This window comes from Ralstonia sp. 22111, from assembly GCF_052045895.1.
GTDB classification, from domain to species: domain Bacteria; phylum Pseudomonadota; class Gammaproteobacteria; order Burkholderiales; family Burkholderiaceae; genus Ralstonia; species Ralstonia wenshanensis.
Map to the genome: position 1 here is coordinate 256,281 of NZ_JBQEPR010000001.1, position 15,361 is coordinate 271,641.

The 15,361-nt window shown below is 65.0% G+C and carries 15 protein-coding genes; 8 read left to right on the forward strand and 7 right to left on the reverse strand.

Annotation, left to right across the window (positions count from 1 at the left end; translation table 11 throughout):
- The first annotated feature begins 13 nt into the window (after window positions 1-13).
- The gene (gene tam / locus ACTJK4_RS01205; RefSeq protein WP_414561326.1) at window positions 14-793 is read left to right on the forward strand and encodes a trans-aconitate 2-methyltransferase; all 780 of its coding nucleotides are present in this window, start codon (window positions 14-16) and stop codon (window positions 791-793) included.
- Between the two features lie 87 nt (window positions 794-880).
- On the opposite strand, the gene ACTJK4_RS01210 is transcribed toward tam, so the two are convergent.
- Both ACTJK4_RS01210 and argC read right to left on the reverse strand, forming a co-directional pair.
- Window positions 881-1,717, reverse strand: coding sequence for a bifunctional allantoicase/(S)-ureidoglycine aminohydrolase (locus tag ACTJK4_RS01210; RefSeq protein WP_440815454.1), 837 nt, complete (start codon window positions 1,715-1,717; stop codon window positions 881-883).
- 138 nt (window positions 1,718-1,855) lie between these two features.
- Entirely contained in the window at window positions 1,856-2,788 is a 933-nt protein-coding gene (gene argC, locus ACTJK4_RS01215) for an N-acetyl-gamma-glutamyl-phosphate reductase (RefSeq protein WP_440815457.1), read from the reverse strand.
- Window positions 2,789-2,910: 122 nt separating this feature from the next.
- On the opposite strand from argC, the gene ACTJK4_RS01220 reads away from it, so the two are divergent.
- Both ACTJK4_RS01220 and ACTJK4_RS01225 read left to right on the forward strand, forming a co-directional pair.
- Window positions 2,911-3,795: a LysR family transcriptional regulator gene (locus tag ACTJK4_RS01220; protein WP_343619525.1), complete on the forward strand. Its 885-nt coding sequence runs from the start codon at window positions 2,911-2,913 to the stop codon at window positions 3,793-3,795.
- 176 nt (window positions 3,796-3,971) lie between these two features.
- Window positions 3,972-5,273, forward strand: coding sequence for an MFS transporter (locus tag ACTJK4_RS01225; RefSeq protein WP_440815460.1), 1,302 nt, complete (start codon window positions 3,972-3,974; stop codon window positions 5,271-5,273).
- Window positions 5,274-5,277: 4 nt separating this feature from the next.
- Here ACTJK4_RS01225 and ACTJK4_RS01230 read toward each other — a convergent pair whose 3' ends face one another.
- The 5 genes from ACTJK4_RS01230 to ACTJK4_RS01250 all read right to left on the reverse strand — a co-directional run bounded on the left by ACTJK4_RS01230 (window position 5,278) and on the right by ACTJK4_RS01250 (window position 10,245).
- Entirely contained in the window at window positions 5,278-5,709 is a 432-nt protein-coding gene (locus ACTJK4_RS01230; protein ID WP_322017002.1) for an SRPBCC family protein, read from the reverse strand.
- Window positions 5,710-5,757: 48 nt separating this feature from the next.
- Window positions 5,758-6,195, reverse strand: a complete 438-nt coding sequence (locus ACTJK4_RS01235; RefSeq protein ID WP_440815462.1) for a carboxymuconolactone decarboxylase family protein — start codon at window positions 6,193-6,195, stop codon at window positions 5,758-5,760.
- Between the two features lie 79 nt (window positions 6,196-6,274).
- Window positions 6,275-7,732 (reverse strand): MocR-like pyridoxine biosynthesis transcription factor PdxR, encoded by a 1,458-nt coding sequence (gene pdxR, locus ACTJK4_RS01240; RefSeq protein WP_440475787.1) that lies wholly within the window; start codon window positions 7,730-7,732, stop codon window positions 6,275-6,277.
- Window positions 7,733-7,804: 72 nt separating this feature from the next.
- The gene (locus ACTJK4_RS01245) at window positions 7,805-9,019 is read right to left on the reverse strand and encodes an NnrS family protein (protein ID WP_440815466.1); all 1,215 of its coding nucleotides are present in this window, start codon (window positions 9,017-9,019) and stop codon (window positions 7,805-7,807) included.
- A gap of 20 nt (window positions 9,020-9,039) precedes the next feature.
- Window positions 9,040-10,245, reverse strand: a complete 1,206-nt coding sequence (locus ACTJK4_RS01250) for a globin domain-containing protein (protein WP_440815469.1) — start codon at window positions 10,243-10,245, stop codon at window positions 9,040-9,042.
- A 230-nt stretch (window positions 10,246-10,475) separates the two neighbouring features.
- Between ACTJK4_RS01250 and ACTJK4_RS01255 the strand changes: the two genes are divergently transcribed.
- From ACTJK4_RS01255 to ACTJK4_RS01275, 5 genes are all read left to right on the forward strand, one after another.
- Complete coding sequence (locus ACTJK4_RS01255) at window positions 10,476-10,949, forward strand: RrF2 family transcriptional regulator (protein ID WP_440815472.1); 474 nt, start codon at window positions 10,476-10,478, stop codon at window positions 10,947-10,949.
- Between the two features lie 377 nt (window positions 10,950-11,326).
- The gene (gene dinD / locus ACTJK4_RS01260) at window positions 11,327-12,196 is read left to right on the forward strand and encodes a DNA damage-inducible protein D (RefSeq protein WP_440815475.1); all 870 of its coding nucleotides are present in this window, start codon (window positions 11,327-11,329) and stop codon (window positions 12,194-12,196) included.
- A gap of 266 nt (window positions 12,197-12,462) precedes the next feature.
- A complete protein-coding gene (locus ACTJK4_RS01265; RefSeq protein WP_440815477.1) occupies window positions 12,463-12,843 on the forward strand; it encodes a DUF2795 domain-containing protein in 381 nt (126 codons plus the stop codon).
- Entirely contained in the window at window positions 12,843-13,409 is a 567-nt protein-coding gene (locus tag ACTJK4_RS01270; protein ID WP_440815480.1) for a DUF4142 domain-containing protein, read from the forward strand. Before ACTJK4_RS01265 ends, ACTJK4_RS01270 begins: the two co-directional genes overlap by 1 nt.
- 278 nt (window positions 13,410-13,687) lie before the next feature.
- Window positions 13,688-15,349 (forward strand): S-layer protein, encoded by a 1,662-nt coding sequence (locus ACTJK4_RS01275; RefSeq protein ID WP_322016996.1) that lies wholly within the window; start codon window positions 13,688-13,690, stop codon window positions 15,347-15,349.
- Window positions 15,350-15,361 lie beyond the last annotated feature (12 nt).

A 15,361-nucleotide genomic window follows, 5' to 3' on the forward strand; every position in this document is an offset into this window, starting at 1 on the left:
CAAGGAGCGCATCGTGACGACCCCACACGATTGGTACGCAAAGCAGTATGTGCAATTCGAGGATGAGCGCACGCGGCCGGTCCGGGACCTGCTTGCCGCGGTGCCGCCCACGCCCATCCATATCGCCATCGATATCGGCTGCGGGCCGGGCAATTCAACGGAAGCGCTGATGGCGCGTGCGCCTGCCGCAGCTGTTCGCGGCATCGACGCCTCGGCCGACATGATCCAAGCCGCGCGCAAGCGGCTGCCCGAGGTGCGCTTCGATGTCGCCGACATTGCTGCGTGGGATGAGCCGGGCGCGTATGACCTGATTCTCGCCAATGCGGTGCTGCAATGGCTGCCGGCGCACGACACGCTGTTTCCGAAACTTGTCGGCAAACTTGCGGCGGGTGGCCACCTGGCCGTGCAGATGCCGGACAACCTCGACGAACCTGCGCACCGCCTCATGCGCGAAGTGGCCGCTGCGGGGCCATGGGCCGGCAAGCTCAAGGGTGTGGAGCGCACAGAGCGCTTCGATGCGCGCCGCTATTACGCACTGCTGGCGCCGCTGTGCTCGCGCGTCGACGTGTGGCGCACCACGTACATGCATCCTCTGCAAGGCGGCGCCGATGCGGTGGTCGAATGGTTCAAGGGCAGCGCGCTGCGGCCATTCCTCGCAGCGCTGAGCGAGGACGAGCGACCCGCGTTCCTCGCCCGCTATCGCGACATGATTGCCCAGGCCTATCCGGCTCTCGATGATGGCACGGTGCTGCTGCCGTTCCCCCGGCTGTTCATCGTCGCCACGCGCAAGTAGGCGCAATCGCAGAAACGAAAATCAACGGCCATGAAAAAAGCCCGACGGCAAACCACCGGCGGGCTTTTTTTCTGACACCTGCGGCGCTTAACGCGACGGGTTCAGCGTCAGGTTCATATGGCGGTTCACATCCTTGTACAGCAGGTAACGGAAGCGGCCAGGGCCACCGGAATAGCACGCCTGCGGGCAGAACGCGCGCAGCCACATGAAGTCGCCCGCTTCGACCTCGACCCAGTCCTGATTGAGGCGATAAACCGCCTTGCCTTCCAGCACGTACAGGCCGTGTTCCATCACGTGGGTTTCGGCAAACGGAATCACGCCGCCCGGCTCGAACGTGACGATATTGACGTGCATGTCGTGGCGCATATCGCTCATGTCGACAAAGCGCGTCGTCACCCAAGCGCCGTTGGTGCCCGGCATCGGGATCGGCTCGACGTCCTGTTCGTTGGTGACGAAGGCTTCCGGCAGGGGAATGCCATCGACGACCTGGTAGTGCTTGCGAATCCAGTGGAAGCGCACGGCCGCATCGCTGACGTTGTGCAGCGTCCAGTCGGCGCCTGGCGGAATAAACGCGTAGCCACCGGGCGTGAGCGTGTGCTTCTTGCCCTGCAGCGTCAGCTCGGCTTCGCCTTCAACGACGAACAGCACGGCTTCGGCGTTCTTGTCTTGCTCGGGCTTGTCGCTGCCGCCGCCCGGGTTCATTTCAACGATGTACTGCGAGAAGGTTTCGGCAAAACCCGACAGCGGGCGGGCGATCACCCACAGGCGCGTGTGGGTCCAGAACGGCAGCCAGCTCGTGACGATGTCGCGCATCACCCCCTTGGGGATCACCGCGTACGCCTCGGTGAACATCGCGCGATCGGTCAGCAGATCCGTCTGCGGCGGATGGCCGCCATGCGGCGCGTAATACGTGGTTTTAGACATGTTGCATTCAGGCAATGGGTTGGTCCGGCCCCGGGCGCAAACAGCATCGGGCAGTTCGTACACGGGCGGCGTTGACGATAGCGAAGCCGCTCACGATCGACCAATTAAATGTTGCGATGACTTCGATTCGATTTGCCACTACCGCGCCAGCATCAGGTCGAGGTTCTGGACCGCCGCGCCTGAGGCGCCCTTGCCGAGGTTGTCGAACACTGCCGTGAGCAAGACCTGACCGTGGTCGTTGGCGAACACGCCCAGCCGCATGTCGTTGGTGCCGTTGAGCGCCTGCGGGTCCAGATTCGGCAAAGCGGACGGCGCCTGCAGCGGCATCACTTCCACATGCTGCGCGCCAGCGTAATGGTCGGCCAGACATGCGTACAGCGCAGCCGCATCCACGCCGGCGTTGAGCAGACGCAGCTCCAGCGGCACCGTCAGCACGATGCCCTGGCGATACGCGCCGTAGGCCGGCACAAACATCGGCCGCTGCGTGAGCCCCGCGTGCAGTTGGATTTCCGGCGTGTGCTTGTGCGCCAAACCCAGCCCATACACCTGGAACGGCAATGCCTTTGCCGCATCCGGCCCCTCGTAGGTTTCGACTGCAGCGCGGCCGCCGCCCGAATAGCCGGACACGGCATGCATGCTGATCGGGTAATCCGCCGGCACAAGGCCCGCCTGCACGAGCGGGCGGAGCAGCCCGATCGCGCCGGTCGGGTAGCAGCCCGGGTTGGTCACGCGCGACGCTGCGGCAACACGTCGGGCTTGCCCTTCGCTCATCTCCGGAAAGCCGTACACCCAGCCGGGCGTGGTGCGATGCGCGGAGCTGGCGTCGATCACGCGCACGGCCGGGTTGACGATGGCCGCGACCGCCTCGCGCGCGGCCGCATCAGGCAGACACAGGATGGCGATATCGCAGGCGTTGATGGCCTCGGCGCGGTGTTGCGCGTCTTTGCGCGCGTCGGCGGGAAGCGTCAGCAGCTTCAGGTCTTGCCGCTCCACACGGCCGCGCAGGCGCTCGTGAATCTGCAGGCCGGTGGTGCCTTGGTCGCCATCAATGAAGACGAGGGGCGTGGACATGGCGGAGCGCTCCAATGGAAAGAGGGTGAGGGTGGTGGTGAATGCGAGCCCCCCATCTTCGATCGCGACCTAGAATATGAAAAGTTGAATTTCATAACCGTCACATTCAGCATTTCTGAATCATGCGAGAGATCAGCCTGGACCGCCTGCGCACACTCGTGGAAGTGGCCGGCCGCGGCTCGTTTGCCGACGCCGCGCGGGCGCTGCATCTGGCGGCGCCCACCGTGAGCCTGCATATCGCCGAGCTGGAGGATCGCGTAGGCGCGCAACTTCTCTCGCGCAAGCGCGGGCAGGTGCAGCCCACCGCCATCGGCGAGGTGATGGTGGAGCGCGCCCGCAAGCTGCTCGCCGATGCCGAACAGGCGCTGGACGACATCCAACGCCAGGTGCAAGGCTTGAGCGGACGCGTACGGCTGGGCGCATCCACTGGCGCCATCGCGCACTTGCTGCCGCAGGCGCTCGACGTGCTGCGGCAGGACCACCCCGGCATCGACGTGCAGGTGGCGGTGCTCACGTCACAGGAAACGCTGGCGGGTCTGGCCGATGGCGCGCTCGACATTGGCCTCGTGGCGCTGCCCCAATCGCAAGTGGCGGGGCTTGCCATCAAGCCATGGCGGCGCGATCCGGTGATGGCGTTCCTGCCTGCGCACTGGACGAGCCCGGCGCGCATCACGCCCGCGTGGCTGTCTGCGCAGCCGCTGATCCTGAACGACGCGACCACACGACTCTCGCGCCAGACAACGGAGTGGTTCGCCGCTGACGGTCATCACCCCGTGCCGCGTATCCAGCTCAACTACAACGACGCCATCAAGAGCCTGGTCGCGGCCGGCTACGGCGCAACGCTGCTGCCGCATGAGGCCTCCGCCGCGCCATCGGATGCGCGCATCACCATGCGCCCGCTGCGACCTGCGTTGTGGCGTGAACTTGGCATTGCGCACCGCGCCGGTGACGTAGCGCGATCGACACAGCACGTGCTCGACGTGCTTTGGATGCTCCGGGCGAAATAGTCCATTGCGCGCCTCGAAACCGTGACGAGGCGCAGAATCCCGCTTGAATAAAGTTTGACTTCTTGTGTCGCGACAACTATCTTAAGATATGTTTTGCGACACAACACGGCGTGCCAGCCAGCCGACTCCGGCCCCAGCCTGCGCGCGCCGCTTACTCCTCTTCTTCGCTCGCCCTCATGCCCTTACTTGATTCCTCGCGCGAGCGCCGGTTGCTCTGGCTGCTCGCGCTCACGCAGTTCACCGTCATCATGGATTTCATGGTGATGATGCCGCTTGGTCCGCAGATCATGCATACGTTTGGCATCGGCCCGGCGGCGTTCGCCACGGCGGTGTCGGTGTATTCGCTGTGCTCGGGCGCTTCCGGCCTGCTGGCCGCCACCTATGTCGACCGCTTTGACCGGCGCCGCCTGCTGCTGACCGTCTACGGCCTCTTCACGCTGGCCAACCTGGCCTGTGCACTGTCGGGCAGCTACGGCATGCTGCTGTTTGCCCGCGCATTTGCGGGCGTCACGGGCGGCGTGCTCGGGTCGATCATCATGGCCGTGCTGTCAGACGTGGTGCCGCCCGCGCGGCGTGGCGCGGCCACCGGCGTGGTGATGTCGTCGTTTGCGCTGGCGGCCATGGCGGGCGTGCCCGTGGGCATCGCCATTGGCGCGCACTTCGGCTGGTCGGCGCCGTTCTTCCTGCTGACGGCGCTCACGGTGCTGATCTGGCTAGGCGCGCGGCAGACCATTCCGCCGCTGGCCGAACATCTGGCAGGCAAGCGCAGCCAGACGCTGGGCGAGATCCTCTCCGGCCTGTGGCAGTTGCTCACCAACCCGCGCCACCTGCGCGCCTTTGTGCTGACCTTCGTGATGATGGGCTCGCACATGATGGTGATTCCGTTCATCTCGCCGGTGCTGGTGGCCAACCACGGAGTGTCGCCCGAAAGCCTGTCGTGGTTGTATGTGGCTGGCGGCGCGGCGTCGTTCTTCAGTTCGCGCGCCGTGGGCAAGCTGGCTGATCGCTACGGTCGCCGCCGCATGTTCGTTGGCGCAACACTGCTGGCGTTCATCCCGGTGCTGGTGATGACGCATCTGCCTGACTGGCCCTACATCGGCATGTTGCTGTTCTTCCCGTTCTTCATGGTGATCCTCTCCAGCCGCATGGTGCCGATGCAAGCGTTGATGACGACAGTGCCCGCCCCGCAAGTGCGTGGCGCGTTCCTGTCGGCCAACAGCGCGGTGATGTCGGTAGGGACCGGCGTGGGCGCGTGGGTGGGCGGGCTGCTGCTGTCCGCCGGTGCCGGCGGCCGCATCGAGGGCTATGGCCTCAACGGCTGGCTGGCCGTGGCAGCAGGGCTGTTCTGCGTGTTCTGGGTGAGCCAGGTGAAGGGATCGGATGCGCAGGGCGATCCGTCACTGGCTGCAGCAGCCGCATCCGCAGGCGCGTCGGGTCCGCAAACGGTGCCGCAAGCTCCGCGGGCGGAAAAGGCCTGAGCGGTTATTCGGCTTCCAGCACCATCTTCAGCTTCACCAGGTCACGCTGCACCCATTCGGCATCGGCGTCGAACTGGGCATCGTCCATATTCGGTTGCTGAAACAGCGTAAGCGAGACGGTGGTGCCGGCGCCGTTGCGCACCACCCGTAGCGGCACGTACACGATTGACCCGTCCGGCAGGCGGACCCAGTGGTCGGCAATGCCAAATGTGTTGGGCGGGCTGAAGCGGATGAAGACGCTGCCTTCGTCGCTGTTGGGGGCGGCCTTGGCAATCCATTCGTCGGGGGCCGCGCCCGAACCCTGCGTACCGGGCGCGAGCCCTTCCGACAGGCCGGTCGCCCAGATCGGAAAGTTCAGCGGCTCGGCCAGGAACATGGCCACGTCATCAAAGTGACGCTCGACATTCACGCTTAGGGTGCGGACGTTGTGCAGCATGTGGCCTCCGTGTGCGGCGCGCGCCGCGCGAGGCAGTATATGCGGCGCTCAGGCGGGCAGCTTGCGAAAGCTGATGGCCAGGCGGTTCCACGTGTTGATGGTGCTGACCAGCAGCGTGAGGTCGACCAGCTCGGCATCGGAGAACTGCGCGCGCACGGCTTGCCAGACGTCATCGGGCACGCGAGTTTCTGCGACGAGGGTGACGGCTTCCGTCCACGCCAGCGCGGCGCGTTCGCGATCGGTGAAGAATGGCGTTTCATGCCAGACCGACACGGTAGCCAGGCGACGGTTGTCTTCACCGCCCTTGCGGGCATCGGCGGTGTGCAGGTCGACGCAATAGGCGCAGCCGTTGATTTGCGAGGCACGCAGGCGCACAAGTTCAGTCAGCGGCTTTTCCAGCGTGCTTTTAGTCAGCGCTTTTTCCAGGCCCATGACGGCCTGGATGGCGGCGGGATTGCTTTGGTAGAAGTCGAGGCGGGGTTCCATGAGATGGCTCCTGTGCTTGAGAACTGAAGCCAGTCTAGGCGCGCAGGTGGCACCTTGAAATTGCCAATCGCAGCGAATATCAGGTAGCCACTCTGTCCAGCACTTCCGCCAGCTTGCCGAGGCCCGCGTCGATCTCCGCAACGTTTACATGGCCGTAGCCGATCAGCAACCCGGGCTGCGGCGGCCGCGCCACATGCATCCTGGCCGTGCCGTATAACCCGACGCCCACGCTCTCCGCCAGCTTGACCAGCTCGGCTTCCGCCAACGGCGTTTGCAACTGCGCTGCCATGTGAATGCCCGCCGCCGACGGCACGGGCACCAGCCACGGGGCCAGCGGGCCACACAGATGCCGCAGCAGCGCATTGCGGCGCGCCGCGTATTCCTTGTGCATGCGGCGCAGGTACTTGCCGAAATCGCCGTCGAGCATGAACTTGGCGAGCGCCGCCTGCATGAGCGATTCACTGTGCCAGTCGGCCACCTGCTTGGCGTGCCGCAGCGGCGCCACCAGCGAGGCCGGCGGTACCACGTAGCCGATGCGCAGCTCTGGGAAGATCGTCTTCGAGAACGTGCCCACGTAAGCGACGCAACCGGCTGCGTCCAGGCTCTTGAGCGATTCCATCGGGCGGCCGTCGAAGCGGAACTCGCTGTCGTAATCGTCTTCGATGATCAGCGCGTCATGGCGCTGCGCCCAGTCGAGCAGTTGTGCGCGGCGCGCCAGGCTCATCGGCATGCCCAGCGGAAACTGGTGCGACGGCGTTACGTAGACGAGCTTGGCGTGCTTCGGCAGCGCATCGACGACAAGCCCTTCCGCATCGACCGGCACCGGCACGACGTTGGCGCCCAGCGCCTGCAGCGCAATGCGCGCGGGCGGGTAACCCGGGTCTTCGATCGCCACCGTATCGCCGGGGCGTACCAGCACGCGGGCGATCAGGTCGATGGCCTGCTGCGCACCCTGCGTGACGACAATATCGGCCCACGCACACACCACCGCGCGACTGAATGCGAGATAGCGCGAGATGGCCAGGCGCAGCGCCTGGTCGCCCGCCGGATCGTGATAGCCGCCGCGCCCGCGCGCCTGCTGGCGCAGCGCATGCGCAACACAACGGCGCCATACGTCGAACGGGAACAGGCGCTTCTCCGTCACGCCGCCCACAAAGTCGTAGACGAGGTTCGGGCGCGGCTGGGGCAGCACCCCCGGCATGTTGTTCCAGGGCGTGTCGAAGGTGCGTACGGGCGGCGTGGGCGACGCAAGTTGCGCCGCAGGCGATGCGGCCGGCGCGCGGGCGCGCAACCCTTCAGTCGCTTCGGCCACGAAGGTGCCCGAGCCGGGGCGCGGCTGTAGATAGCCCTCGGCGATGAGGCGTTCGAATACGTCGAGCGTGGTCTTGCGCGACACCCCGATCTGCAGCGCCAGGTCGCGCGTGGAAGGCAGGCGCTCGCCCGGCACGAGCCGGCCATCGAGGATGGCGGTGCGGAGTTGTCGATAGAGTTGGCCGGCAAGGTCGTGCCGGCCGTGGATCGTCAAATGGACATCCATCGTGGGCGCAGTATGCGAAGGAGCTGCGCCATTCTACGGAAGCCGCCCGAGGCGGGAAGGGCAGGGTGAAGCTCAGCCTTCCCGGCCGTCAGCGCGCGGCGCCATCAGCCACGGCGTGTAGCGCCACAGATAAACCACAAACGCCGCCACCCACAGCACGCTCGCCCCGCCGATCCACACTTCGCGCGGCAACAGGGCGGGGCCGGCCACGCGCACGAGTGCAGCCAGCGCGACGGCTGCGTAGGCGAAATTCTCCGCACGGCCCGTACGCAACATCCGGCCGGTGTGGCCCAGCGCGGTGCGCGTGATCATGGCGATGATGGCGCCGCCGATGGCTCCCGCCGTGAGCGCATGCAGCGCGGTCGAACGGTCGCCCCAGCCGAGCGCTGCGGCGGCCAACATGGCAATGCCGATGGGCAGGAAGGCATACGCCACATGCAGGATGGAGACGATAGGCGTGCGCAGCGTGCGGCGCGTGTCCCAGCCGGCCCAGCGGACGGCCTGCACGACCGCCGCCGCCGCAAACACGATGGCTGGAACAATGCCTTGAAGCGGCGTCGCCAGCATGGCAACGGCGAGCGCCGTCGCCGGCACGATGGCGCGCTCGGCCCACACCACGCGGCGCACGTGCACGCCAGGAACGGCGTTGGACGTGAACATTGGGATGACGCGTCCGCCAATGACCGTGACGAACAGGCAGACCAGCCCCGCGGCTGCATCGAGGCAACGCAGTGCGGCCAGCGGCGCGTCCAGAGCCAGCGCGGCATGAAACGCCGCGTTGACGCCACCGAGCACCAGCAGCGCGATCGCCAGGCCGTAGTTGCGGGCGCTTTTTGCGCGCCGCAGGACACGCAGGAACGCCACGCCGCACGCCGGCAGGAACGCCACGTCCGCAGCCACAGCCAGCGGCACGGGGCCTGTCCACATCAGCACACGTGCCGCCAGCCACAGCGCAGCCAGCGCCGCGAGCTGCGTGCCTTGCGGCGTCTGCAGGCCGGTCCAGTTCTTACCCGCTGTGAAAAGGAAACCAACCACCACCGCCGCCGCAAAGCCAAACACCATCTCGTGCGCGTGCCAGAACAGTGGCGCCATGGTGGCCGGACCTTGGGCCGAGGGCAGGACACCCAGCAGCAACGCTGCCCACAACGCCATCCCCAGCGCGGCAAACGCCGCGGCCAACAGGTAGAGCGGCCGGAAGCCGAGCGCGAAGACCGCTCGCCCCGTGTAAGGCACGCGGCTTGCCGGGTCGGGCTTGCCGATGGTGAGCAACGGGGCTTGGCGGGGCATGGTGATTTCCGTGGTTCAGGTCAGAGGATGTCGTCCAGCAGATCGGGGCCGAACACTTCGCGGTGGATGCGCTCCGACGGCACACCGCTGGCGAGCAGCGCCGCACGCTGTGCCTGCATGAACGGCAGCGGGCCGCAGAGATAGAAGTCCGCTTCCGCTCCGTGGTCGCGCACGAACGTGTCGACCGTCATGCGGCCAGGCTGGGCCGGGCGCGATGCGAACTCCGCGTCCTCGCCGGACTCCAGGAACACATGCGCCTCGAACGCCGGCAGCGCTTGTGCGGCACGCTCGAGATCATCGGCGTGGGCAACATGCGAGGCAGCACGGGCGGCGTGGCTGAATACGATCTTGCGCGCGCTGTTCTCCTGCGCGAGCGTGTTGAGCGCCGAAATCATGGGCGTGATGCCAACACCGGCCGACATCAGCACGATCGGGTTGTCGGTTGCCAGTTGCGGCACAAAGTCGCCGTACGGTTGGCTGACCAGCAGGACGTCGCCTTCGCGCGCATTGGCGTGCAACCAGCTCGACACGGTGCCTGCAGGGCGGTCAGCGTCGCCCGCATCACGCTTGACCGAGATGCGCCACGTGCGGCCATTCGGAGCGTCCGACAGGCTGTACTGGCGCTGCTGCAGTGCGCCCGGCGCCAGCTCCACTTGCACCGAGATGTACTGCCCCGGCAGGAAATCGGCCAATGGCGCGTCGCCCACGGCTTCGAGCGTGAGCGAGACCACGTCTTCGGCCTGCAGACGGCGGCTGACAATGCGCACCGGCTGACGATGGTCGGGGCCGCTGCCGGTGTGCTGGTACAGGCGCGCTTCCGCCGCGATCAGCTCGGCGGCGAGCAGCCAATAGGCTTCGTCCCAGGCGGCAAGCAGGTCCGGCGTGGCGGCGTCGCCCAGCACTTCGGCAATCGCGCCAAGCAGGTGGCGCGCGACGATCGGGTAATGGCTCGGCTTGATGCCCACGGCCGCGTGCTTGTGCACGATGCGGTTGACCACGGGCGCCAGCGCCGCGTTGTTGCCATGGTTGGCAGCGTACGCAAACACCGCCGAAGCCAGCGACTGCTGCTGCGACCCATTGGCCTGGTTGCCCATGTTGAACACGTTGGTCAGCTCGGGGTGGCTGGCGAACATGTTGTGATAGAAGGTCTGGGTGATGGTCAAGCCATGCTCGCGCAGCACGGGAACGCTGGCATCGATATAGGGCTTGGACTTGTCGGACAGCATGCTGGACTCCAAATATGCGTGAAATACGCAACAAATAAGACGGGGGGCGCCGTCACGCTTTGTTCTGGATGGCCTGGGGCTCAGGCAACCGCTTGCATTGGATTCTATTAAACGTATATTTGTGATGCAACAAATTGACCTGCGGCAAACCGGCGCATCTTGTAGGCAACTTCCCGATAAGATGTTCCTCTTATGAATGTTTTTACCTGCGGCAACGCCGCACGCCCGCCATGCGACTGACCGACTACACCGACTACGCCCTGCGCACGCTGATCTACGTGGCCGTGCACCCGGACGAACTCGTCACGATCCAGCGCATTGCGGATGCTTTCGACATTCCCAAGAACCACCTCATCAAGATCGTCCAGCAGCTAGGGCAGGACGGCTTCCTGCACACCGTGCGCGGGCGCGCGGGGGGCATCACGCTCGGCCGCCCAGCGGCCGAAATCAACCTCGGCGACGTGGTACGCGCCACCGAGCCCGACTTCCGCATGGTCGAGTGCTTCCACGGCGACGATAACCACTGCGTCATCACCCGCGTGTGCGGCCTGCGCGGCGTGCTGCACGCAGCGTTGCGGGCGTACTTTGAGGTACTGGATGGCTACACGCTGCAGGATCTGGTCGACAAACCGAACGCGGTGAACCGGGCGCTGGGAGAGGCGCCGCTGCCGATGCCGCGTGGGGCCAAGCGCAGGGTGGGTTGATCGCGCGCGCCGGAAGGCTCATCCGGCGGCTTGCTGCTGCAACTTCAATGGATTGCCCTTGATGTCCTTCTAGTCCGTCCGCCCTGCGTTACCTCACCGCTATCGAACGCCTCAAATCTGCCCACCGTGTCGCAATGGCACGACTCGAGGCGCTGTTCGCCTCGCTGGAGCACCGCGCGTTTGCAGGACTGCTCTGATGCACCGCGCCCACCCGGGCACAACTTGACAACGTTTGACAACAAACTCGCCTGACACTGCCTAGATTGTCTGCTCCGCAAACAATCGGCACCCAGGCACCGCGCCGCCCGTCCTCGGCAGCGCCGCTTCCGACACGCTGTCGGCCCGCAGCCCAGGTGCCCACCATCTGGGAGCAGGCAATGAGCGAAAGGCGCATTAACACCAAGCACGCGCACACGTTTGAAAGCATCAAGCAGCTGAACGAAGACGACTCCGAGTTCTGGTTTGCGCGGGACTTGGCGCCGGTGCTGGAATACCAGGATTGGCGCAACTTTGTGCAGGTTATCGAGAAAGCCAAAGTGGCCTGCAAGCGATCGAGCCAAGCCATCGAAGACCATTTCGGTGAGTTCAACAAAATGGTCGAGCTCGGCTCAGGGGCGGTCCGCAAGATCGTGGACTTCCGGCTCACCCGCTATGCCTGCTACCTCATCGTCCAGAACGGCGACCCGTCCAAGCCGGTCATCGCCAACGGGCAAACCTACTTTGCCGTGCAGACGCGGCGCCAAGAACTGGCTGATCAAGCGCACTTCGGCTCGCTGTCTGAAGACACCCGCCGCCTCATGCTGCGTGGTGAACTGACAGAACACAACAAGGCTCTGACGACCGCTGCCAAACGGGCAGGGGTGGAATCCGGGCTGGACTACGCCATATTCCAAAACCACGGCTACAAGGGCCTTTACGGCGGCCTGGGCGCCAAGGACATCCACACAGCCAAAGGGCTTACGAAGAGTCAACAGATTCTCGACCACATGGGAAGCACCGAGCTTGCCGCCAACCTGTTCCGCGCCACACAAACCGAAGACAAGCTGCGACGCGACGGCGTACGCGGTAAGCGCGAGGCCAACCAAACGCATTTCGAAGTGGGCGCAAAGGTCCGCCAGACCATCAAGGAGATCGGCGGCACCATGCCAGAGCAATTGCCTACGCCGGCAAAGAGCATCAAACAGATCGAGAAGGAACAGAAGCGGCTGCAGCGCGGCGCTGGGCCATCCGAGGAGGTGGGCACATGAGAGCCCACGCGTTCGCGGTTTAGAGCAACGCACTTACCAACAAGCGCATTCTGTTTCGCAAGGAGGTGGGCGTCGGAATACGCTCCCGGCCCAAAAGTCGCCGGCGCGCCAAGCCGGTATCGGTAACGTAGCCCGCGCGCCGCATCTACGTAGCATTTTTCTTTCGTCCTCACCACAGCGCCACGCAGGCATGTTCGCTGCTGCAAAACGGTTGCGGGCCGTGCCATCTCCGGTGACGGCCCAGTCAACCGACCAGCGGAGGTGTCATGAAACCCACTCGCGACAAGAGCAAGCACGCGTCGCACTCGAAATCGACGTCCACAAGCCAGCGCAGCAGTGCGTCCGACAAGGAGCGTGGCGGGCACGCCAGCCATGGCAGCGGTGGCAAATCGTCTGAACGTGCCGGTGCGAAGTCGCACGAGCGCGGCACACAGGGCGGCAGCGCGCGTGAACACGCAACGCATTCGCCGATCGGCATTCAGAAGGCTCTGAAGGGCGCGACCTACCCCGCGAAGAAGCAAGAGTTGATGAAGACCGCGCAGGCCAACGGCGCAGACGACAGCACCCTCAAGACCCTGCGCGACATGCCTGACGACGAGTACGACACGCCGGCCGCCGTTTCCAAGGCCATCGGCCACGAAAAGTGATGCGCACCCGCGCAGGAGGACGACTCATGAACAGATCAACACAGCATATTGGTGCGCGTCGCGTTGCGGCGCTGCTGGTGGCCGGTGCGCTGGGCTTTAGCGGCGCGCTCGGTATCGCGCGGGCGGCAACGGACAAGTCCGACACCACCTTCGTCACCAAGGCTGCGGCTGCCGGGATGCTTGAAGTGCAGGCCAGCCAAGTTGCCATTACACGTGCGAGCAACCCGGACGTACGCGCCTTTGCACAGCGCATGGTGAAGGACCACACCACGGTGGGCGACGAACTCAAGGCGCTGGCCAGTAAAAAGGGCATTACGGTGCCGGACAGCCTGCCTGCGGATGAGCGCGCCAAGGTCGACAAGCTCAGCGCACTTGAAGGCGCGAAGTTCGACAAGGCCTACGCCGACGAGGTGGGGGTGAAGGCCCACAAGGACGCCGTCTCCCTGTTCGACAAGGCGTCAAAGGATGCGAAGGACCCCGACATCAAGGCGTTCTTCTCACATAACCTGCCTGCGCTGCGCGAGCATTTGCAAATGGCGGAGCAGTTGAAACCCGCGGTGAAATAATTGCTCGCTACGTCCGCCGAGGGCCCGCCCTGACGCGGAGACAAATCGCGATGAACGCGGCCCCTTTTTGGGGCCGTTTTCTTTGCGCGCTGTTTGCGTGCCCGACGGATTCGTTTTGGGCCACACCGCTTCCTGTTTTCATACCGCTTCGTCACTAAATTTTCATGGTTTGTCGCCAAGATTCGGCCGCGCAAACGTTTTAGTCGTGCATGAGCCGCCCGCACGCATGGGTGGCCGGAAGCGTTTGCCCGACCTCATCGAATCGACAGGAAACCACAATGCTTTCGACCAAGAAAACGCTGCTCGCGATTGCGGTGCCGGCGTGCATGACCCTCGGCCTGTATGCCTGCGGCGGCAGTGACGACCCCGCGCCCACAAGCACGGCAGGCACCTCGCCAGCCCCGACGACGCCCACCACGCCGACACAGCCCGCCAAGCCGCAAGGCATGTGGACCACGGGCGACCTGCACGTGCACACGGCGGAATCCGCCGATGCCGTCACGCCCCTGTCGACGGTGCTCGACCACGCGTTCGACCTCAACGGCTTGGACTGGATGGCCGTATCGAACCACCTGCGCCCCTCGCCGCGCGATGCCACGGGCGCCACGCTTGCGAGCGGCTCGATTGCCGCATCGGCCGGGATCGCCAAGTACGAGATGCCCGCCATTGCGCAAGCGCAGGCGGCAGGCAAGTACGCGGGCAAGCTGATCTTCTCCGCCGCCGAGTGGGACATGCCCACGCACGATCACCTGAACGTCGGCATCTTTGATGGCGCCGACAAGCTGCAGACGTCGGCCAAAGGCCTGAACAAGTTCGAGTACTTCTTCACGCAGCAGTCGGCATCGCTCTTCGATCCGAACGATGTGACCGCATGGCAGCAGGAAGGCCCGCGCGCCGGCACGACACACGCCGACGTGGTCAATGCCTTCAAGTGGCTCAAGACGAATTACCCGAACACCAGCTACGGCCTGATCAACCACCCGTCGCGCAACCCGGGCAAGTACACGGTGGCGGACTTCCGCGAGTTCAACGACACGGCGCCCGACATCATGTTCGGCATCGAAGGCATGGTCGGCAACCAGATGGAACCCGACCGCGGCGGCTATACCAGCGCCTACACCGACGCCAACCTGAAGAACCGAACGTACGGCGGCGTCGACTACGTGGTCGCGCAAGTCGGCGGCGTCTGGGATGCGCTGCTCGGCGAGGGCCGCCGCGTCTGGAACTTTGCCGATTCCGACCACCACTTTGAAGTCGATGCCACGCAGCAATTTAGCAGCGGCTATTACCCCGGCGAATACGCCAAGACCTACATCTGGCTGCCGGGCACCAACACTGACCTCAAGACGCTGCTGGCGGCCATGCGCTCGGGCAAGTCGTTCGCTGTGTTTGGCGACCTCATCAACGCGCTGGACTTCAGCGCGGGTACCGCAGCCACCTCCGCCGACATGGGCGGCACGCTCACGGCCAAGGCTGGCGACAAGGTGACGATCACCATCCGCTTCAAGAGCCCCGATCACAACAACTACGAGTACCCGCTAGGCAGCGGCTTCAAGGTCAACATGCGTCCGGTGGTGGACCACGTTGATCTGATTGCGGGCGACGTGACGGGCAAGGCTGCATCTGGCACGCCAGCCTATGCCAAGGACACCAACGACTCCACCAAGGTCATCGCCACGTTCACCAAGGCCGACTGGAAGGTCGACGCGGATGGCTACAACAGCATCACGTACACCTACACGGCCGCCAAGAACCAGTACTTCCGCCTGCGCGGCACCAACCTCGGCATGAACGTGTCGGGCGAAACCAGCAACGGCAATCCGCTGCCCGACCAGAAGACCGTGGTGACGGAGAACGCCGCGCGCTTCAACGCCATCAACGATCGCAACTACAACGATCTGTGGTTCTACTCGAACCCGGTGTTTGTGTCGGTGCAATAAATGCCGAAGCGG